General features: G+C 72.0%; 19 protein-coding genes and 1 riboswitch. Of the genes, 11 read left to right on the top strand and 8 right to left on the bottom strand.

Going from position 1 to position 18,824, the window contains the following annotated elements; all coding sequences use genetic code 11:
* Positions 1-25: 25 nt before the first annotated feature.
* The gene (locus ACIQI7_RS17970) at positions 26-607 is read left to right on the top strand and encodes a CGNR zinc finger domain-containing protein (RefSeq protein ID WP_387750169.1); all 582 of its coding nucleotides are present in this window, start codon (positions 26-28) and stop codon (positions 605-607) included.
* 12 nt (positions 608-619) lie between these two features.
* Here the strand turns inward: ACIQI7_RS17970 and sodX are convergent, their stop codons facing one another.
* Positions 620-982 carry a nickel-type superoxide dismutase maturation protease gene (sodX, locus tag ACIQI7_RS17965; RefSeq protein ID WP_401111054.1) on the bottom strand — a complete coding sequence of 121 codons (363 nt, stop codon included), beginning with the start codon at positions 980-982 and terminating at the stop codon, positions 620-622.
* A gap of 274 nt (positions 983-1,256) precedes the next feature.
* Between sodX and sodN the strand changes: the two genes are divergently transcribed.
* The 8 genes from sodN (at position 1,257) to ACIQI7_RS17925 (ending at position 7,684) form a co-directional block, all read left to right on the top strand.
* Complete coding sequence (gene sodN, locus ACIQI7_RS17960) at positions 1,257-1,652, top strand: superoxide dismutase, Ni (protein ID WP_401110730.1); 396 nt, start codon at positions 1,257-1,259, stop codon at positions 1,650-1,652.
* 89 nt (positions 1,653-1,741) lie between these two features.
* A riboswitch (cobalamin riboswitch) is annotated at positions 1,742-1,890 on the top strand.
* A 92-nt stretch (positions 1,891-1,982) separates the two neighbouring features.
* A complete protein-coding gene (locus ACIQI7_RS17955) occupies positions 1,983-3,062 on the top strand; it encodes a FecCD family ABC transporter permease (RefSeq protein ID WP_401110727.1) in 1,080 nt (359 codons plus the stop codon).
* Positions 3,059-3,883: an ABC transporter ATP-binding protein gene (locus ACIQI7_RS17950; RefSeq protein WP_401110724.1), complete on the top strand. Its 825-nt coding sequence runs from the start codon at positions 3,059-3,061 to the stop codon at positions 3,881-3,883. The genes ACIQI7_RS17955 and ACIQI7_RS17950 overlap by 4 nt, the downstream gene beginning before the upstream one ends.
* Before the next feature lie 22 nt (positions 3,884-3,905).
* A complete protein-coding gene (locus ACIQI7_RS17945) occupies positions 3,906-4,898 on the top strand; it encodes an ABC transporter substrate-binding protein (RefSeq protein WP_401110722.1) in 993 nt (330 codons plus the stop codon).
* Between the two features lie 88 nt (positions 4,899-4,986).
* Positions 4,987-5,370 carry a nuclear transport factor 2 family protein gene (locus ACIQI7_RS17940; RefSeq protein ID WP_401110719.1) on the top strand — a complete coding sequence of 128 codons (384 nt, stop codon included), beginning with the start codon at positions 4,987-4,989 and terminating at the stop codon, positions 5,368-5,370.
* 10 nt (positions 5,371-5,380) lie between these two features.
* Entirely contained in the window at positions 5,381-5,857 is a 477-nt protein-coding gene (locus ACIQI7_RS17935; RefSeq protein WP_401110716.1) for a GNAT family N-acetyltransferase, read from the top strand.
* Between the two features lie 188 nt (positions 5,858-6,045).
* Entirely contained in the window at positions 6,046-6,456 is a 411-nt protein-coding gene (locus tag ACIQI7_RS17930; RefSeq protein ID WP_387750151.1) for an anti-sigma regulatory factor, read from the top strand.
* A gap of 184 nt (positions 6,457-6,640) precedes the next feature.
* Complete coding sequence (locus tag ACIQI7_RS17925) at positions 6,641-7,684, top strand: RNA polymerase sigma factor SigF (RefSeq protein ID WP_401110712.1); 1,044 nt, start codon at positions 6,641-6,643, stop codon at positions 7,682-7,684.
* A gap of 60 nt (positions 7,685-7,744) precedes the next feature.
* Here the strand turns inward: ACIQI7_RS17925 and ACIQI7_RS17920 are convergent, their stop codons facing one another.
* The gene (locus ACIQI7_RS17920; protein WP_401110709.1) at positions 7,745-8,173 is read right to left on the bottom strand and encodes a hypothetical protein; all 429 of its coding nucleotides are present in this window, start codon (positions 8,171-8,173) and stop codon (positions 7,745-7,747) included.
* Between the two features lie 50 nt (positions 8,174-8,223).
* Between ACIQI7_RS17920 and ACIQI7_RS17915 the strand changes: the two genes are divergently transcribed.
* Together ACIQI7_RS17915 and ACIQI7_RS17910 are read left to right on the top strand one after the other, a co-directional pair.
* The gene (locus ACIQI7_RS17915; RefSeq protein WP_387750143.1) at positions 8,224-9,195 is read left to right on the top strand and encodes a diacylglycerol/lipid kinase family protein; all 972 of its coding nucleotides are present in this window, start codon (positions 8,224-8,226) and stop codon (positions 9,193-9,195) included.
* 369 nt (positions 9,196-9,564) lie between these two features.
* Positions 9,565-9,816, top strand: coding sequence for a WhiB family transcriptional regulator (locus ACIQI7_RS17910; RefSeq protein ID WP_014138019.1), 252 nt, complete (start codon positions 9,565-9,567; stop codon positions 9,814-9,816).
* A gap of 421 nt (positions 9,817-10,237) precedes the next feature.
* On the opposite strand, the gene ACIQI7_RS17905 is transcribed toward ACIQI7_RS17910, so the two are convergent.
* The 6 genes from ACIQI7_RS17905 to ACIQI7_RS17880 form a co-directional block, all read right to left on the bottom strand.
* On the bottom strand, positions 10,238-11,758 hold the full coding sequence (locus ACIQI7_RS17905; RefSeq protein ID WP_387750140.1) for a sensor histidine kinase: 1,521 nt from the start codon (positions 11,756-11,758) through the stop codon (positions 10,238-10,240).
* 530 nt (positions 11,759-12,288) lie between these two features.
* Positions 12,289-13,341: an SIS domain-containing protein gene (locus ACIQI7_RS17900; RefSeq protein WP_401110705.1), complete on the bottom strand. Its 1,053-nt coding sequence runs from the start codon at positions 13,339-13,341 to the stop codon at positions 12,289-12,291.
* A gap of 252 nt (positions 13,342-13,593) precedes the next feature.
* Positions 13,594-14,889, bottom strand: a complete 1,296-nt coding sequence (locus ACIQI7_RS17895; RefSeq protein ID WP_401111051.1) for an extracellular solute-binding protein — start codon at positions 14,887-14,889, stop codon at positions 13,594-13,596.
* Positions 14,890-15,326: 437 nt separating this feature from the next.
* The gene (locus ACIQI7_RS17890; RefSeq protein ID WP_401110703.1) at positions 15,327-16,880 is read right to left on the bottom strand and encodes a glycoside hydrolase family 3 protein; all 1,554 of its coding nucleotides are present in this window, start codon (positions 16,878-16,880) and stop codon (positions 15,327-15,329) included.
* Positions 16,881-16,886: 6 nt separating this feature from the next.
* Positions 16,887-17,714 (bottom strand): carbohydrate ABC transporter permease, encoded by an 828-nt coding sequence (locus ACIQI7_RS17885; protein WP_387750130.1) that lies wholly within the window; start codon positions 17,712-17,714, stop codon positions 16,887-16,889.
* Positions 17,711-18,739, bottom strand: a complete 1,029-nt coding sequence (locus ACIQI7_RS17880) for a carbohydrate ABC transporter permease (protein WP_401110699.1) — start codon at positions 18,737-18,739, stop codon at positions 17,711-17,713. Before ACIQI7_RS17880 ends, ACIQI7_RS17885 begins: the two co-directional genes overlap by 4 nt.
* Between the last annotated feature and the right edge of the window lie 85 nt (positions 18,740-18,824).

The following is an 18,824-nucleotide window of genomic DNA, read 5'->3' as shown; positions in this document are numbered from 1 at the left end:
GTTACCGAATCCTGGAAGGACCCCTGTGGAGCTCGCCGCCTACGCCGACCTCGCCGTCCGGCTGGTGAACACCGAGGAGCCCGAGCGCGGCACCGACGCGCTGACCTCCGTGGAGGCGGTGCGCGCCCTGTTCTCCGACTCCTCGCGGGCCGCCGCCCTCGCCGACGAGTCCGACCTGCCCCGGCTGCGGGCGGTACGGACCCGGCTGCGCGGGGTCTTCGAGGCCGCCGCCGACGGGGACGAGATCCGCGGCGTCGACCTGCTGAACAGCCTGCTCATGGAGTACCCGGTCAGCCCGCTGATCTCCGGGCACGACTACCTGGACGACGCCGGACGGCCGCGCTGGCACCTGCACCTGGCCGACAACTCGCCGACCGCCACCGCGCACTTCAGCGCGGTCGCCTGCATGGGCCTGGCCGTCCACCTGACCGAGCTGGGCGCCGACCGGCTCGGCATCTGCCAGGCCGCGCCCTGCCGCAACGCCTACCTGGACACCTCGACCAACCGCTCCCGCCGCTACTGCTCGGACCGCTGCGCGACCCGCGCCAACGTGGCCGCCTACCGGGCCCGCAAGCGCCAGGAGGCGGAGGCGGCGGCCCGCGAGTAGGTCCTGGAGGTCCTAGACCCCGTCCACCCAGGCGCCCAGCCGGCGGGCCAGGCCCGGCACCCGGGCCAGCCGCGGGGTGAGCAACAGCCGCTCCAGCCGGCGCCCCGGCGCCAGCCAGGCCGGGCTCGGCCGCAGCCGCAGCAGCACCCGGCCGAGCACCAGTTCGTCCGGGACGGCGCCGTAGCTGCGGCTGTCGCTGTCCACCGGACGGTTGTCGGAGAGCAGCCACCAGCCCTTGGACCGGCGCTCGACGGCCCGTTTCACCACCAGCAGGTCCTGCTGGAAGGGGTGCCGGAAGAGCACCACCGCCCCCGGCCGGACCGGCGCGCCGTAGCGGACCAGCAGCTGGTCGCCCTCGCGCAGGGTCGGTACCATCGACGGCCCGGCCACGTCGACCAGTCCGAACGGCAGCGCGCCGCCCCGGTCCCGTCCGCCGGCTCCGGCGCCCTCCGGTCGCGTGCTCCGCGCCACGACTCCTCCTCCCGCTCCGCCCCGCCCCCAGTCTGCCGTACGGACCGTCACCGGCCCGATGTCCGGATTACCCCGGTTCCGGGTCCGTCTTTTGCCCTAGGCCCGCCGCCCGACCGCGAAACCGCGAGGACGGAAGGGTAATCTCGGGCGCGGGAAGACGATCTAAGGAAGGACTCCCATGTTCTCTCGTCTGTTTGCACCGCGCGCCACCGCCCACGCCCACTGCGACCTGCCCTGCGGCGTGTACGACCCCGCCCAGGCCAAGCTCGAGGCCGAGTCGGTCAAGGCCACCCAGGAGAAGTACCAGGCCAACGAGGACTCGCACTTCCGCGCCCGCGCCATCATCATCAAGGAGCAGCGCGCCGAGGCCGTAAAGCACCACATCTCGGTGCTGTGGAGCGACTACTTCAAGGCCCCGCACTTCGAGAAGTACCCGCAGCTGCACCAGCTGATCAACGACACCCTGAAGGCCGCCTCGGCCGCCAAGGCGTCCACCGACCCGGCCACCGGCCAGGCCCTGCTGGACCTGATCGCCGAGGTCGACAAGATCTTCTGGGAGACCAAGCAGGCCTGAGCCTGACGCGTCGCCACCCGACCGCCCCCGTCCGCACAGCCGGACGGGGGCGGTCGCGCGTTCACCGCCCGACCCACCCCCGGTAAGGGTTGCCTGCCCTGAGTGGCTGTTATGCTGCCAGGGCGTCCGAGGGGGAAGTCCGGTGTGAATCCGGCGCTGACCCGCAACGGTGAGCGCGGCCGTACCAGCCCGTACGACCGCGCCAGCCCGATCGCCCTCGGCCGCTGACCTCCCGACAACTCGCCGCGGACTGCGAGGGGAACGGCGCCCCGGCACACCTGCGGCCCGCGCCCGCCCCGGCGCACCCGCGGCCCGAGGCAAGGCGTCCCCGTGAACCGCGCACCCGCAGACCGTGCAGCCGGCCCGCCCGCCCGGCGCACACCCGTCGCCCCGCTCGCCGTCGGCCTCGCCGTCGCGCTGCTGCTGTCGCTGGTCTGCGGAGTCGCCCTGGGCTCCTCCGGCCTCGGCCTGCCCCGGGTGCTGCGCCTGCTGGGCGCCGGGCTGACGGGTGGTCGGCTGGACGCGGGCGAGGCGGCCGCGTACGCGATCGTCTGGGAGATCCGGCTGCCGCGCACCGTGCTGGCCGCCGTCGTCGGCGCCGGGCTGGCCGCCTGCGGGGTCGCCGTCCAGGCGCTGGTGCGCAACGCGCTGGCCGACCCCTTCGTGCTCGGCGTCTCCTCCGGCGCCGCCGTCGGCGCCAACGCCGTCCTGCTGTTCGGGGCCTTCGCCTCGCTCGGGGTGTGGGCCGTCTCCGCCTCCGCCTTCGGCTCGGCCCTGGCCGCCATGACGCTGGTCTACCTCGCCGCCCGCACCGCGTACGGGCTCACCCCGCTGCGCCTGGTGCTCACCGGCACCGCCCTGTCCTACGGCTTCTCCGCCACCACCACCCTGATGGTCTTCGCCGCCGACCGCGGCGAGGCCGCCCGGGACGCCATGATGTGGCTGCTCGGCAGCCTCGGCGGCGCCACCTGGGGCAAGGTGCCGATCGCCGCCGCCACGGTGCTGGCCGGCCTCGCCTACCTGACCGGCGCCGGCGGGCGGCTGGACGCGCTCGCGATGGGCGACGAGACCTCCGCCTCGCTCGGCGTGGACCCGGACCGGCTGCGCCGCGAGCTGTTCGTGGTGACCGCCGCCGTCACCGGCACCGTGGTCGCCGTCAGCGGGGCGATCGGCTTCGTCGGGCTGCTGATGCCGCACCTGTCGCGGATGCTGGTCGGCGCCGGTCACCGCCGGGTACTGGTGGTCGCGCCGCTCGCCGGGGCGCTGCTGCTGGTCTGGGTGGACATCGCCTCGCGCACCCTGCTGGCACCCGCCGAACTGCCCGTCGGGGTGTTCACCGCGGTCCTCGGCGTGCCCGCCTTCCTGGTGATGATGCGCCGCCGCGGCCAGGCCTTCGGAGGCAACCGGTGACCGACGTGATCGAGGCGGCGGCCGGGACCGGGCCGACGCGGGCCCAGGACCTCGCCGTCGACGCCGTCTCGGTGGAACTGGCCGGCACCCGGCTGGTCCACGAGGTGTCCCTGGCGGCCGCCGCCGGGCAGGTGGTCGGGCTGATCGGCCCGAACGGCAGCGGCAAGTCGACCCTGCTGCGCTGCGTCTACCGGGTGCTGGAGCCGGCCGGCGGCGTGGTCCGGCTGGCCGGCGACGACCTGCACGCCCTCACCGCCCGGGAGAGCGCCCGCCGGGTGGCCGCGCTGACCCAGGAGCACTCCGCCGAGTTCGACTTCACCGTCTCCGAGGTGGTCGCCATGGGCCGGCTGCCGCACCGCCGCGGCTTCGGCGGCCCGGCCGCGGGGGACGCGGAGCGCTGCGCCGAGGCACTGCGCAAGGTGCGCGCCGGACACCTCGCCGACCGGGGCTTCCTGAGCCTGTCCGGGGGCGAGAAGCAGCGGGTGCTGTTCGCCCGCGCGCTGGTCCAGGAGCCGCGCCTGCTGGTGCTGGACGAACCCACCAACCACCTCGACATCGCCCACCAGTTGGAGGTGCTGGCGCTCGCCCGCGAGGCCGGCCCGACGGTGCTCACCGCGCTGCACGACCTCAACCTCGCGGCGGGCCACTGCGACCTGCTGTACGTGCTGCGGGCCGGCCGGATCGTCGCCTCCGGTCCGCCCCACGAGGTGCTCCGACCCGCCCTGCTCGCCGAGGTGTTCGGCGTCCGGGCCACCCCGGTGCGGCACCCCGGGACCGGCGCCCTCCAGCTGCTGTTCGACCGCCTCGACCACTCCGCCTGATCCGTCCCCCGGAGGAACCACCGTGCGCACCAAGGCCGTTGCCGTCACCACCCTGCTCGCCCTCGGACTCGCCGGCTGCGGCGCCGAGATCGCCCCGAAGGAGGCCGCCACCGCCTCCGCCCACTACCCGGTGACGGTGCGGAACTGCGGCGAGGAGCTCACCTTCGACCGCAAGCCCGCCCGGGCGGTGACCAACGACGTCGGCATCACCGAGCTGATGCTCTCGCTCGGCCTCGCCGACCGGATGGCCGGCTACGTGATGCCCGACGACAAGGGGAGGATCGACCAGGTCGCCTGGAAGGACGGCTACCAGCGGACGAAGTGGCTCTCCAAGCAGCAGATCACCAAGGAGATCGCGCTGGACGCCAAGGCCGACCTGGTCTTCGCCGGCTGGCACTACGGCTTCGACGAGGGCCGGGGCGTCACCCCGCAGGCCTTCCGGACGCTGGGCATCGACTCGTACGTGCTCAGCGAGTCCTGCCGCAGCGGCAAGGGCACCGAACGCGGCGTGATGGACCCGCTGGAGGCGCTCTACACCGACCTGGCCAACCTCGGCGAGATCTTCGACGTCAGGGACCGCGCCGACCGGCTGGTCGCCGACTTCAAGGCGCAGATCGCCGCCGTCCCCCGGCCCGAGCGCCGCCCGTCCGTCTTCCTGTACGACAGCGGGCAGGACAAGCCGTACACCGCCGGGAAGTTCGCCGCCGCGAACGAGATCATCGCCAGGGCGGGCGGGACCAACGTGATGGGCGACCTCACCGACAGCTGGGTCACGGCCGGCTGGGAGAGCGTGGTGCGGCGCGACCCGGAGGTGATCGTGATCAACAACTACGGCGACACCGGCGCCGAGGAGAAGCGGCGGTTCCTCACGTCCTTCCCGCCGCTGGCGAACGTGGCCGCGATCAGGAACGACCGGATCTTCGTGATGGACTACGTCGACCTGGTGGAGAGCCCGCGCAACCCGGCCGCGATCAGCGCGCTGGCCGGCTACCTGCGCACCGTGCCGGCCCGCTGACCGGCCCGGATCCCGCTCCCCCGGGCACGGACCGCCGGGCGTACGCTCAAGGTACGAGCCGACGGAACCCGACCGGAGGAGCGAGACCATGACCACCACGGCGGCCCCCGCCGCCTTCGACACCCGTGCACTGCGCGAGGGCATCGAGCGCTGCGACGCCGAGGTCCTCCTGGCGCTCTACGCCGAGGACGCCGAACTGCGCGTGGTCGATCGCAAGACCCAGCCCAGCCACCCCCTGGTGATGCACGGGCGGGAGGAGATCGGCGCCATGCTGGACGACGTCTACGGCCGCGAGATGAGCCACAAACTGGAACAGGTGGTGGTCCAGGGCGACCACGTCGCGTTCCTGGAGTCCTGCCGCTACCCGGACGGCGTCCGGGTGCTGATGTCCTCGATGGCCGGTCTGCGGGACGGCCGGATCGTCGACCAGACCTCCGTCCAGGCCTGGGACGAGACCGGTCCCGAGCAGTAGGCTCACAGGCATGATCCGCACCGCCGTCGCCACCGACGTCCCCGTCATCCACGCCATGATCCGCGAACTCGCGGACTACGAGCAGGCCCTGCACGAGGCGAAGGCCACCGAGGAGCAGCTGCGCGAGGCCCTGTTCGGCGCAGACCCGGCCGTGTTCGGGCTGATCGCCGAGGACGACGCCACCGGCGAACCGGTCGGCTTCGCGCTCTGGTTCCGCAACTTCTCGACCTGGCGCGGCACCCACGGGATCTACCTGGAGGACCTGTACGTCCGTCCCCGGGCGCGCGGCGGCGGCCACGGCAAGGCGCTGCTGCTGGAACTCGCCCGGATCGCCGTCGAACGCGGCTACTCCCGGGTCGAGTGGTCGGTCCTGGACTGGAACCAGCCCTCGATCGACTTCTACAAGTCGATCGGTGCGGTGCCGATGGACGAGTGGACGGTGTACCGGCTCACCGACGAGGCCCTGGCCGCCGCCGGACGGCGCTGAACGGCCCTGCGCAGTCCGGAGAAAGGGTCTGCCACCCTGCGTCGCAATGCCTTACCATGAGTAACTCCCGAACCGGGGTGCGGAAGGCAGAACGATGGCGGATCCGCGACGCCGGACCCCCTCCAGGGGTAGCAAGCGGTAACAAGCGGGGTACCAAGCAAGTACAGCGCGTCACCCAGGAGGCAAGGGTGTCCCAGATCGACGGCGATCTCGGTGTTCAGGACTTCGTGGAGGTCCGGCTGCCCGCAGCGGGGGCCTACCTCTCCGTCCTGCGAACAGCGACGGCCGGGCTGGCCGCCCGGTTGGACTTCACGCTCGACGAGATCGAGGATCTGCGGATCGCGGTCGACGAGGCCTGCGCCATCCTGCTCCAGCAGGCGGTGCCGGGCTCCGTGCTGTCCTGCGAGTTCCGGCTGGTCGGCGACTCGTTGAAGGTCACCGTCTCCGCCCCGACCACCGACGGCAAGGCCCCCGAGCGGGACACCTTCGCCTGGACGGTGCTCTCCGCCCTGGCCGGCGAGGTCGACTCCTCGGTCGGCGAGGACAAGACCGTGTCGATCAGCCTGCACAAGAAGCGCGGCGGCTCCTCCGCCCACTAGCCGGGCCGACCGCACCGCACCACCGAGCAGCACCGAGCAGCACCCGCGCAAGGGCCGTCCGCCGCTCCCCCGCCCCGGGGCCCGACGGACGGTCCCCGGTACCGCCACCCACGCGGTACGACCAACGAGACGATTCCGGGGCCAGCCGGCCCCGGTGCTCCCGGAACGGAACGGGGGAATGGCCGTGAGTGATCTGGACCGTACCGGCCTCGCGACGGCGGGACCTGCCGTACCGACCCAGGCGAGCGTTCCCGGCCTCGCCGCCAACGACGAAGCGCACCCGAAGGACGCCCAGCGGATGAGCCACCCCACCGAGCCGACGTCCGAGCCGACGCCTGCCGCCGCGCCCCCGCCGGACCCGGTGGACCCGGCGGCCCCGGCGGCCGGGACGGACGCGCCGGCCGAGACGGACGCGGCGGCCGAGACCGAGCTGCACGGCGCCGTGCCCGCCCAGGGCTCGCCCCGCACCGGCGCCCCGGACCGGGAGGCCGCCCGCGCGCTGTTCGTCCGGCTGTCCGCACTGCCCGAGGGCTCCCCGGAGCGGGTCGAGCTGCGCAACCAGCTGGTGCGGATGCACATCCCGCTGGTCGAGCACCTGGCCCGGCGCTTCCGCAACCGGGGCGAGCCGCTGGACGACCTGACCCAGGTCGCCACCATCGGCCTGATCAAGTCGGTGGACCGCTTCGACCACGAGCGCGGGGTCGAGTTCTCCACCTACGCGACGCCGACCATCGTCGGCGAGATCAAGCGGCACTTCCGCGACAAGGGCTGGGCGGTGCGCGTCCCGCGCCGGCTCCAGGAGCTGCGGCTGTCGCTCACCACGGCGACCAGCGAGCTCTCCCAGCGGCACGGCCGCTCCCCCACGGTGCACGAGCTGGCCGAGCACCTGGGGATCTCCGAGGAGGACGTCCTGGAGGGCCTGGAGTCCGCCAACGCGTACTCCACGCTGTCCCTGGACGTGCCGGACAGCGACGACGAGTCGCCGGCCGTCGCGGACACCCTGGGCGCGACCGACGAGGCGCTGGAGGGCGTCGAGTACCGCGAGTCGCTCAAGCCGCTGCTGGCCCAACTGCCGCCCCGGGAGCAGAAGATCCTGGTGCTGCGGTTCTTCCGGAACATGACCCAGTCGCAGATCGCCGCCGAGGTGGGGATCTCGCAGATGCACGTGTCCCGGCTGCTCGCCCGGACCCTGGCCCAGCTGCGGGAGAAGCTCCTGGTGGAGGAGTAGGACTGACGGCCGCTCAGCTCCGGCGGGGCGGCCGCACGACCGGCCGGCGGCCCTGCGCGCTCAGCTCTCCTGCTGGGCGTACAGGGCCGCCGTCGACTTCGGGTTCAGCAGGCAGCCGATGCCCACCAGGCCGAGCACGCCGACCAGGACGCCGACCGCGACCATCGCGCCGCCGCTCTGGAACATGTAGTAGGCGACCGGCAGGCAGATCGAGTTGGTCAGCACCGCCGGGCTGCGGCCCCAGCGGCGCTCCTTGAGCAGCGCGAGGGCGGCCAGCACCGGCAGCACGCCGAGCAGCACGATGACCGCGCCGCCGAACTCGTTCAGGGCCAGCTGCTTGGCCTGGCCGGACAGCGCGGCCACCATGTCCCAGACGCCGACGACGGCCAGGGCCGCGCCCTCCAGGGCCGTGATGGCGGCGCCCAGGGTCAGGGAGGCCGGACGGCCGGAGCCGGCCGAGGGTGCGGGTGCGGAGGTTTCTGCGGTCACTCCAGCAGGGTAGCCGCCGGTCGGTCCGTACCGACCCGTAGGCTTTCCCCATGCGCGCTCTCCTGGTCGTGAACCACAAGGCCACCACCACCAGTGGCCGGACCAGGGACGTGCTGATCCACGCCCTGCGCAGCGACCTCAAGCTGGAGGTCGCCGAGACCCAGTACCGGGGCCACGCGCGCGACCTGGCCCGCGAGGCGGCGGAGGACGGCACGGTCGACCTGGTGGTGGCGCTGGGCGGGGACGGCACGGTCAACGAGGTGGTGAACGGGCTGCTGGCGCACGGCCCGGGCGAGAAGGTCCCGCGACTGGCCGTGGTGCCGGGCGGTTCGACCAACGTGTTCGCCCGCGCGCTGGGCCTGCCCAACGACCCGGTGGAGGCCACCGGCGCCCTGCTGGACGCCCTGGAGCACGGCCGGGAGCGGCCGATCGGGCTGGGCAAGGCGATGACCGAGGGACTGCCGGACCGCTGGTTCACCTTCACCGCCGGCCTCGGCTTCGACGCCGGCGTGGTCGGCCGGGTCGAGGAGCAGCGCAGGGCCGGGCGCAAGTCCACCCACGCCCTGTACGTCGGCCAGGCGCTCCGGCACTACTTCACCCAGCGTGAGCAGCGCCGTTCCGGCCCGGTCTCCCTGGAGCTGCCGGGCCACGAGCGGGTTCCGGGCCTGGTCCTGTCGATAGTCAGCAACACCTCGCCCTGGACCTTCCTCGGCAACCGCCCGGTCTACCCCTCACCGCTCGCCTCCTTCGACACGGACCTGGACGTCTTCGGCATCACCCGGATGACGGCGTTCGGCACGGCTCGAACGGTCCGTCAGATCCTGCGGTCGTACACGCCTTCGAGCGACGGCACCCCTCCGGCCGGCCCGTCCGGGAAGCACGTCGTCTCCTATCACGACGTCAGACACTTCACCTTGGTTTCGGAGGAAGCGGCGCCGTTCCAGGTCGACGGGGACCATCTTGGAGACAGGAGTCGCGTCAGTTTCACAGGCGTACGGCGGGCACTGCGTGTGATTGTGTGACCGGAAGGGGGGTTCCTCCTTCTTCTCGAACGCACAAGCCCCCTTCACTCCATAGAAGTACTGGCTGTGAGCTAGGCGACACCGAAGAATCCAAAATTCCTCCCCGAAGGGGGTTGTATCCGAGCCCGAGGTTTGCGAACCTCTACATGGCGATCGGGACACATCGCAGCGACGGCGACTCCGGTACCACAGGAGCACCGACCGCGGGGCGTCCCTCGAATCGCCGAATCCCCCTCAGCACAGACCACCCGGGCCCGGCGGGCCTTTGGTCTCTTTTGCTGTTGCGGGATTCGTGAAAGCGTTCACATTCACAAGCCATTCGATTATGCCGATCGGGCCACCCCCCGCGGCAGGAGGAGTTGGACGACCATGGACTGGCGCCACCGCGCTGTCTGCCGCGAAGAGGACCCGGAGCTGTTCTTCCCGATCGGGAACACCGGTCCTGCTCTGCTGCAGATCGAGGAAGCCAAGGCCGTGTGCCGCCGCTGTCCGGTGATGGAGCAGTGCCTCCAGTGGGCGCTCGAGACCGGTCAGGACGCCGGCGTCTGGGGCGGCATGAGCGAGGACGAGCGTCGCGCGATGAAGCGCCGCGCCGCCCGCAACCGCGCCCGCACCGCCTGATCGCGTCGCGATCACACGCCGTAGCACCCGCAGTAACCGCCGTACCGATCGACACATGATCAAAGGCTTCCCTGCACCTCCTGGTGAAGCCTTCCGCACCAAGGACCCCGCCCAGCCGGGTCCCGCGACACCGACCCGCCGCAGGCACTTGATACTGTTCACTTAGAGCAATATCGTGGAGCTGTGGCGCTCACCGTGTGCAACGCACCGGCGGGGTGTCGCACCACCCAGAGCCCCCGTTCCGGCCGACTCCCCCCGACGGCCGGAACGGGTTGAGAGGCCCTGTCGACCCACCCCCCCCGGTCGACAGGGCCTCGTTTCTGTTTCCGCGCTCGGCGCGCGGAGCACGCACCCGGCGCTTCCGCCGAGCGCACGCCCCCACCGCGCCTTCGTGCGACGGGTTCCCCAACGGACCGGGGCCTCAGCGGACCGGGATCTCCAGGACCACCTTCGTTCCGCCGTCGGGGCCCGCCACCATGTCGAAGGTGCCGCCCAGCTCACCGGTGGCCAGCGTCCGGACGATCTGCAGCCCGAGGTTGCCCGCCGTCTTCGGGTCGAACCCCTCCGGCATGCCGCGGCCGTCGTCCTGCACCGTGATCAGCAGGTACTCCTCCGGCCGGGCCCCGCCGTTCCAGCTGTCCGACCAGCCCATCCCGGTCGCCGGGGCGCGCCCGCGCAGCGCGCTGACCTCCAGGTTCCCGGAGGCGGTCGGGCCGAACGCGTGCTCCAGGGCGTTCTGGAGGAGTTCGGTCAGCACCATCGACAGCGGGGTGGCCACCTCGGCGGACAGGATGCCGAAGCTGCCGGTGCGGCGGGTCGCCACCCGGCCGTCCTGGGACAGCTCCATCACCATCGCCAGCACCCGGTCGGCGATCTCGTCGAAGGCCACCTGCTCGTCCAGCGCCTGGGAGAGCGTCTCGTGCACGATCGCGATCGAGCCGACCCGGCGCACCGCCTCGTCCAGCGCGGCCCGGCCGGACTCCGAGTCCATCCGGCGCGACTGCAGCCGCAGCAGGGCCGCGACGGTCTGCAGGTTGTTCTTCACCCGGTGGTGGATCTCCCGGATGGTGGCGTCCTTGGTCATCAGCTCGCGGTCGCGGCGGCGCAGCTCGGTGACGTCCCGGCAGAGCACCAGCGAACCGGTCAGGGTGCCCTTGGGCTTGAGCGGGATCGCCCGCAGGGTCACCACTCCCCCCTGCGCCTCCACCTCGGTCTGCCGTGGCGCCCAGCCGCTCGCCAGCTTCACCAGCGCCTCGTGGACGGCCGAGCGGGACGGCGGGGCGAGGTCGGCGGTCGCCCGGCCGAGGTGGCTGCCGACCAGGTCGGTGGTGAGGCCGAGGCGGTGGTACGCGGAGAGCGCGTTGGGGCTGGCGTAGGTGACTATGCCGTCCGCGTCCAGCCGGATCAGGCCGTCGCCGACCCGGGGCGCGGCGTCCATGTCGGCCTGCTCGACGCCGGGGAAAGGGAAGGAGCCGGCCGCGATCATCTGGGCCAGGTCGGAGGCGCTCTGGAGGTAGGTGAGCTCCAGCCGGCTCGGGGTGCGCACGGTCAGCAGGTTGGTGTTGCGGGCGATCACGCCCAGCACCTTGCCCTCGCGCCGGACCGGGATCGACTCGACCCGGACCGGGACCTCCTCGCGCCACTCCGGGTCGCCCTCGCGCACGATCCGGCCCTCGTCGAAGGCGGCGTCCAGCAGCGGGCGGCGGCCGCGCGGGACGAGGTGGCCGACCATGTCGTCCTGGTACGAGGTGGGCCCGGTGTTGGGCCGCATCTGCGCCACCGAGACGTAGCGGATGCCGTCCCAGGTGGGGATCCACAGCACCAGGTCGGCGAAGGAGAGGTCGGAGAGCAGCTGCCACTCCGCGACCAGGTGGTGGAGCCATTCCACGTCGGCCCCGGTCAGGGTGGTGTGGCGGCGGACGAGTTCGTTCAGCGAGGGCACATGGCGAGGGTAGCGCCGCCGGTCCGGGCGGGGCGCGGCGGACCGGCGGGCGGACCTCCGGCCGGGCCCCGCGGGGGCCTGCCCGGAGGTCCGGTGGGGGCGCCGGCGGGAGGTCGCCGGCCCTGCCCGTCCCACCGGAGTTGTTTAGACCAATTTGCCGAGAGGCCTGGACAACCGAGATTGGTCTAGTCCACAATGAAAGGGCACCAAGGAGAGGCCCCCGCGCAACTGCCCTGACCGCGCGCGGCCCCTCCTCGGTCGGACGCCGCCGAACGAGGACCCCGCACAGTTCTCGATCGGAGCCGGTGCCCGACGACAGCTCCGGGCTGCGGTGCCGCATGGGTTGAGGGTCCCGTGTCGGCGCCGTGGCCCGTAGTGTTTCCGGCCTCCTCCGCCCCGTCGGCGGCGCCCTCCCGCACCGCCCCCCTCCTCGGCCTCCTCAGGCCCCCGGAACCACGTCTCCGCCGCTCAGAGAACCGGCCCCCGGTCCACAGCCTGTGGACCGGGGACCGGCTCGCGCGCGGGGCGGGCTACCGCGTCTCGGTGACCTTGGCCAGCGCGCGCGGGGCGTCCGGGTCCTGGCCGCGGGCGATGGTGACCTCGTGGGCCAGCAGCTGCAGCGGCAGGATCTCCAGGATCGGCTGCAGCTCCTCGGGCACGCCGGCCGGCAGCGCGAACCCCGCCGAGGCGGCCTCGACCTGCGCCTGCTGGCCGACCACCACCAGGTCCGCGCCGCGCCCGCGCAGGCGGTCCAGCACCGGCTGGAGGGCCTCGCCGCCCTTGCCGTCCGGGACGATCGCGATGACCGGCGAGACGTTGTCCACCATCGCCAGCGGGCCGTGCAGCAGGTCGGCGCCGGAGAACGGGGTGGCCGGGATGTAGGTGGTCTCCATCAGCTTGAGCGCCGCCTCGCGGGCGGTCGGGTAGCCGTAGCCGCGCGAGGTGATGACCAGGCGCTGGGCGAAGCGGTAGCGCTCGGCGAGCGCCTTCACCTCGGCCTTGCGGGCCAGCACCCCGGCGGCCAGCCCCGGCAGCCCCTCGGCGGCCGAACCGTCTCCCCCGCGCAGCCCCTCGACCAGCAGGTAGAGCGCCAGCAGCTCGGCGGTGTAGGTCTTGGTGGCCGGCAGCGCCTTCTCCGCGCCGGCCAGCACGTCGATGTGGAACTCGGAGACCTCGGCGAGCGGCGAGGCGGCGTTGTTGGTCACCGCGAGGGTGACGGCACCGGCCTCGCGGGCGGCCTTGGTGGAGGCGACCAGGTCGGGCGAGCCGCCGGACTGGCTGACGGTGACGACCAGGACGTCGGTCAGGTCCGGCTTGGCGCCGTACGCGGTGGTGGTGGACATCGAGGTCAGGCCGGCCGGCTTGCCGAGCAGGATCTCGATCAGGTACTTGGCGTACAGCGCGGCGTTGTCGGACGTGCCGCGCGCGGTGAGCAGGACGAAGCGCGGGCCGCGGGCGGCGATCTGCGCGGCGACCTCGCGGATCTTCGGGGCACCCTCGTCGAGGATGCGCTGGAGGACGGCCGGCTGCTCGGCCATCTCCGCCGCCATGATCCGGCCGGGAACGGTCTGCGGGTCGGACATCTGGGTCTGCCTCCGATGGGACGGTTCGACCCCGCCCGGGCGGCTGCCCGGCGGGGACCTCCACGGCGGCGAGTCCGCACACTCGCTGCGGTTCTGCGTTCCGCAATCCTACGGGCGCGCCCGTCGCCGGGCACCTCCGTCCGCACGCTCTCGCGCCCGTCTGCGCGCCCTCGGCGCGTCCTCGGCACCGCGCCCTCCGGCACGCCCCCGCGGAGACGGGAGGGACGCACCGGAACGGGCGGCGGCGGAAGGTCAGGACGCCTTGTTGATCAGCTGGTCGATCGCCGCGTCGGCTTCCTTGGTGGCCTGGTCCACCGACTTGCCCTTGAGGATCGAGACCAGCATGTCCGGGATGATCTTCTGCTTCTCGACCGCGCCCCAGCCCGGGGCCAGCGGGGTGAACCAGGCGTCCGGGACGGCGTTGGCCGCGGCGGCGGTGGCCGGCTTGTTCTTCAGAGGGTTCAGCTGGGTCAGGTTGTTCGGCAGGATGTCCTTGTCGGCCAGCGCCTGCTCGGACTTGGTGCTGGTGAACATCCGGATCCAGTCGGTGGCCAGCGCCACCTGCTGGGACTTGGCGGTGACGGCGAGGTCGGAGCCGCCGATGAAGGTCGGCAGCGGCTTGCCGTCCGGGCCGGGCATGGTGGCCAGCTTGACGGCGTCCTTGATGCTCGGGTCGCCGGTGACCGGCGCGGTGACGCTGGCCGCCTCGTAGCCGTTGCCGTAGAAGGACGCGGCGCGCCCGCGGGCCATCGCCTCGAACTGGTTCTGCTCGTTCACCGCCAGGTCGCCCTTGTTGTACTTGCGCACCAGGTCGACGAAGTGGCTGACGCCCTGCTGGGACTTGGGGTCGTGCAGGGTGCCGTGCCAGTTGCCGGAGCTGTCGAACTTGGCGATGCTGCCGCCGTACGCGGCCACGTAGCTCATCGCGGCGTACCAGTACGGGCCGGGCAGGTAGAGCGGGGAGAAGGCCTTGTCCGCCTTGTTCTTGTCCGCGATCCTGTCCAGCGCGGCCAGCAGGTCGGCCTCGGTCTTCGGGAAGTCGGCGCTGCCGGTGGCCTGCTGGAAGGTGGCGGAGTTGTAGATGGCCACCCGGGAGCCGGCGTAGTAGGGCACGCACCAGAGCTTGTCCTGGTAGGTGCAGGTGTTGGCGAGCGCCTTGATCCAGCTGTCGGAGTTGTCGAAGGTGCTGCGGTCCACCGGGGCCAGCGCGCCGGAGAGCACGTACTTCATGGTCTCGGTGTTGCCCAGCTCGACCACGTCGGGGGCGTTGCCCTCGGCGATGGCCTTGTCGAGCTTGCCGACCTTGTCGGCCCAACCCTGGTAGACCAGCTTGAGGCTGACGTTGGGGTACTTCGCCGCGAACTCGTCGTTGACCCGCTGGACGAGGTCCGGCCAGTTCTTCTGGGCGTCGTCCATCAGCCAGACGGTGACCGAGCCGCCGGCCGCCTTCGCGTCCGCGGAGCCGCCCGCGCCGCCGCCCGCGGGCTTCGCGGACGAGGAACAGGCCGTCAGACCGACCGCCAGGGCCATGGTCCCGAGCGTCGACATGAGCTGACGCTTCTTCACGCCATCCTCCGAGGGGTGTAGAGCCGTGTTGCCCGCCGGCAGCGTGATTGGCGCCCGCGGCGGAGAGTCCGGACAGGGGGCGGCGAAGAGCTTCAGGGAGGGCCGATACCACATCCGGCGAGGTTGAATCTCGAACCGGATGCTTGGACTCTGGCCTAGACCATAGGTGGTGTCAACGATCAAAAGCCTTACTCGGGGCGGCCGTTGCAGAGCTGTTGTACCGCGTGGCGGCCAGTCGTCGCGCTGTCACCCTCAGTAGATCTTAAGGTGGATTTAAGGCCCACTTGAGGGAACACGGTCATTCAGTGAATCCGCAGGTCAACACCCGGGAAACGGAACGGGCCCGCCATGCGGCATGCGCATGACGGGCCCGCGGGCCGACGTCCCCCGGACACGCCCGGTGACGTCTCGGCGAAGGGTCAGCCGACCGCTCCCGGCTGTCCGGTGAGGACCTCCACGGCCGCCAGTCCGCAGACCCGGGCGGCGCCGTGGGTGGCGATGTGGAGCGCGCCGACCGGCTCGGACTGGGGCAGGCCCATCTCGACCACGGCGGCGTCCGGCCGGGCCGCCACCAGGCGGCTCAGCGCGGCCGCCATCCACGCGTGCCGGTGGGCGTCCCGGACCACCAGCACCAGGCGGCGGCCCTCGGCGCCGGCCACCAGCTCGCCGACCAGGGCGTCCAGCAGCTCCGGCGCGGCCTCGGCCGCCGACACCTCGCGGGTGCGGGTGCCGGGGAAGCGGTCGGCCAGCATGCCGGCCACGCCCCACGGGGTGACGTCGCCGACGGCGATGTTCGGCTCGTCCGAGAACGAGGCCACGTACGGGCGCTCGCTCACCGGCGGCACCACGAGGCCCGGCGCCCGGACCACCTTGAGCGCCCGGCGCGCGGCCCGCAGGCCGACCGCCAGGTCCGGCTCGATCCGCTCGCCCTGGGCCGCGATCCGGCCCCAGCTGCCCAGCGACCGGACCCGCGCGGCGGCGTCCGCCAGCCGCTCCTCGGCGAGCCGGCCGGAGCGCACGCCCGCCACGATGGCGTCGCGCAGCATCAGCACGGTCTCCTCGTCGGCGAGCCCGCCGCCGACGCAGATCGCGTCCGCACCGGCCGCCAGGGCCAGCACGGTGCCCTCGCCCATCCCGAAGGTGTCGGCGATGGCCCCCATCTCGATCGCGTCGCTGACGATCAGGCCCTGGTAGCCGAGGCCGCCGTCGGCCGGGGCGGCGCGCAGCAGGTCGCGCAGCACGGTCGGGCTCAGGGTCGCCGGCAGCTTCGGGTCCAGCGCCGGGATCATGATGTGGGCGGTCATCACGGCCTTGGTGCCGGCCGCGATCGCCGCCTGGAACGGGATCAGGTCGCGGGCCCGCAGCACGTCCAGGTCGACGTCGATGACCGGCAGGCCGTGGTGCGAGTCCACCGCGGTGTCGCCGTGGCCGGGGAAGTGCTTGGAGCAGGCGGCCACGCCGGCCGACTGCAGGCCCTCCACCCAGGCGGCGGTGTGCCGGGCGCACAGCTCGGGGTCGGCGCCGAAGGAGCGGACCCCGATGACCGGGTTGCGCGGGTTGGAGTTGACGTCCGCGGTGGGCGCCCAGTTGTAGTTGACGCCGGCCGCGGCCAGCGCCCGGCCCAGCTCGCGGGCGACGTCCCGGGTCAGCGCCGGGTCGTCGATCGCGCCGAGCGCGAGGTTGCCGGGCCAGGACGAGCCGGAGCCCGCCTCCAGCCGGGTGACGTCGCCGCTCTCCTCGTCGATCGCGATCAGCAGGTCGGGGTTCTCGGCGCGCAGCGCCCGGGTGAGCGCGGACAGCTGGTCGAGGTCGACCACGTTGCGGTCGAACAGCGCGACCGAGCCGAGGCCCGCGGCGAGGTGGCGGCGCAGCCACTCCGGCGGCTCGGTGCCGACGAAGCCGGGCTGGAGGACGGTCAGGGCGTCGCGGTGCAGCTGGTCGCTGTCCGGCACGGTGGGAACGAGGATGCTCACGTGGACTCAGCCCTTCACGGCGCCGTCGGTCAGACCGCCGACCGCCTTGCGCTGGAGGAAGACGAACAGGATCAGCACGGGGATGGCGAACATCGTGGACGCGGCCATGGTGGCGCCCCAGTCGTTGCCGAAGGCCGTCTTGAAGGACGACAGCCACAGCGGCAGGGTCTTGCCCTCGTCCTTGTTGAGGATCAGGACGAGCGGGAACTCGTTCCACGCCGTGATGAAGCCGAACAGCGAGGTCGACATCAGGCCCGGGGCCAGCAGCGGGAAGATCACCTTCACGAAGGCCTGGGAGCGGGTGCAGCCGTCCACCATGGCCGACTCCTCCAGCTCCTTCGGCACCGCGGCGATGAAGCTGCGCAGCGTCCAGATGGTGAAGGGCAGGACCATCATCATGTAGAAGAGGGTCAGCGGCACCAGGCTGTTCAGCATGTCGTTGTCGCGGGAGATGATGTAGACCGCGATGGTCATGACCTCCCAGGGCGCCATCTGGGCCATCATGATGACCAGCACGAAGGCCTTGCGGCCGCGGAACTTCATCCGGGCGACGGCGAAGGACGCCAGGGTCGCGATCACCAGCGACCCGAGCACCGCGCCGACGGTGACGGTGACGCTGTTGAGGACGTACGTCCAGAAGTTCGGCGCGTTGACCGCGGTGGAGAAGTGCTCGAAGGTCGCGTCGAGCGGGATGAACACCGGCGTCGGGCTGATGATGTCGCTGTTCTGCTTGAACGCGGTCGCGAACATCCAGTAGACGGGGAAGACGAAGAAGACGGCGAGGACGGCCGCGGTCACGTTCAGCCAGGTACGTCCGAAGAGAGAGCGCCTCACAGCTCGTCCTCCTGCTTGATCATGATGCGGAAGTAGTACGCCATCAGCACGCCCAGCATCAGGATGGTGAGCACCGCGATCGCGGAGCCGATGCCGTAGTGCTGGCCGGCCGAGCCCTCCAGGAAGGCGTGCACCGGCAGGGTCCGGGTCAGCTTCTCCGGACCGCCGGCGTTGACCGCGTAGACCTGGGTGAAGGCCTTGAACACCCAGATGACCTCGAGGAAGGTCGTGGCCAGGAAGAACGGCTTCAGGTTGGGGAAGATCACCGCGGTGAAGATCTTGACGGAGCCGGCGCCGTCCATCCGGGCGGCCTCGTAGAGCTCCTTCGGGATGGTGGTCAGACCGGCGTACATGTTGAACGCGACGAACGGGATCGACATCCACACGATCAGCAGGATGATGATGAAGAACGTCGAGTACGGGTCGCTGAGCCAGTTGTAGTCGCGCATCGAGTGCCAACCCAGCTGGTCCAGGATCCAGTTGACGACACCCCACTGGGAGTCGAACAGCCAGGTGTAGACGGTGGTCGCGGCGACCACCGGCATGGCCCAGGCCAGCAGCAGCGCGATCTGGAGCACCAGCCGCATCTTCTTGCCGAGCTGGTTCAGCAGCAGGCCGATCAGGGTGCCGCCGACCATGATCAGCACCACGTTGATCGCGGTGAAGGCGACGGTCCGGCCGGTGACCGCCCAGAAGTCCGGGTCGGTCAGCTGCTCCTTGTAGTTGTCGAAGCCGGTCCACTCGGTCAGGTGCAGGACGAGCTGGCGCCTGTTGAGGTTCTGGAACGACAGCAGGACGGTCTTCAGCAGCGGCCAGCCGAGCAGGGCCAGGGTCGCCACGGTGGCCGGCAGCAGCAGCAGGTACGGCGCGAGGCGTGAGCCCAGGCTGGGGCCGCCCGCCGATCTCGCGCCCTTCGGCGCCGAAGCCTTCGAGCCGCCGCCCGACGCGCTCGTCTCCATACTGGCCACAGCAGCCTCCCCCGGCTCCGGGGACTGTGTCTGCACCCGCTCCGAATGCACAGCCATCGTTCTCACTTCCTCACAACCTGGCCACGACGGACAGGCGTCGCCCACCGGCCCCCCGCCGGGGGTCGGTGAGCGACGCCGCTCA

It is taken from the genome of Kitasatospora sp. NPDC092039, assembly GCF_044756065.1.
GTDB lineage: Bacteria > Actinomycetota > Actinomycetes > Streptomycetales > Streptomycetaceae > Kitasatospora.
This window is presented reverse-complemented; position numbering and strand designations above follow the sequence as displayed.

Coding starts and splice junctions, on each gene's coding strand:
- ACIQI7_RS17900 (WP_401110705.1), bottom strand. CDS start 13,341: ATGTCCGACCCGCAGACCGTTCCCGGCCGGATCATGGCGGCGGAGATG.
- sodX (WP_401111054.1), bottom strand. CDS start 982: ATGGTACCGACCCTGCGCGAGGGCGACCAGCTGCTGGTCCGCTACGGC.
- ACIQI7_RS17880 (WP_401110699.1), bottom strand. CDS start 18,739: ATGGCTGTGCATTCGGAGCGGGTGCAGACACAGTCCCCGGAGCCGGGG.
- ACIQI7_RS17910 (WP_014138019.1), top strand. CDS start 9,565: ATGGACTGGCGCCACCGCGCTGTCTGCCGCGAAGAGGACCCGGAGCTG.
- ACIQI7_RS17940 (WP_401110719.1), top strand. CDS start 4,987: ATGACCACCACGGCGGCCCCCGCCGCCTTCGACACCCGTGCACTGCGC.
- ACIQI7_RS17915 (WP_387750143.1), top strand. CDS start 8,224: ATGCGCGCTCTCCTGGTCGTGAACCACAAGGCCACCACCACCAGTGGC.
- ACIQI7_RS17935 (WP_401110716.1), top strand. CDS start 5,381: ATGATCCGCACCGCCGTCGCCACCGACGTCCCCGTCATCCACGCCATG.
- sodN (WP_401110730.1), top strand. CDS start 1,257: ATGTTCTCTCGTCTGTTTGCACCGCGCGCCACCGCCCACGCCCACTGC.
- ACIQI7_RS17895 (WP_401111051.1), bottom strand. CDS start 14,889: ATGTCGACGCTCGGGACCATGGCCCTGGCGGTCGGTCTGACGGCCTGT.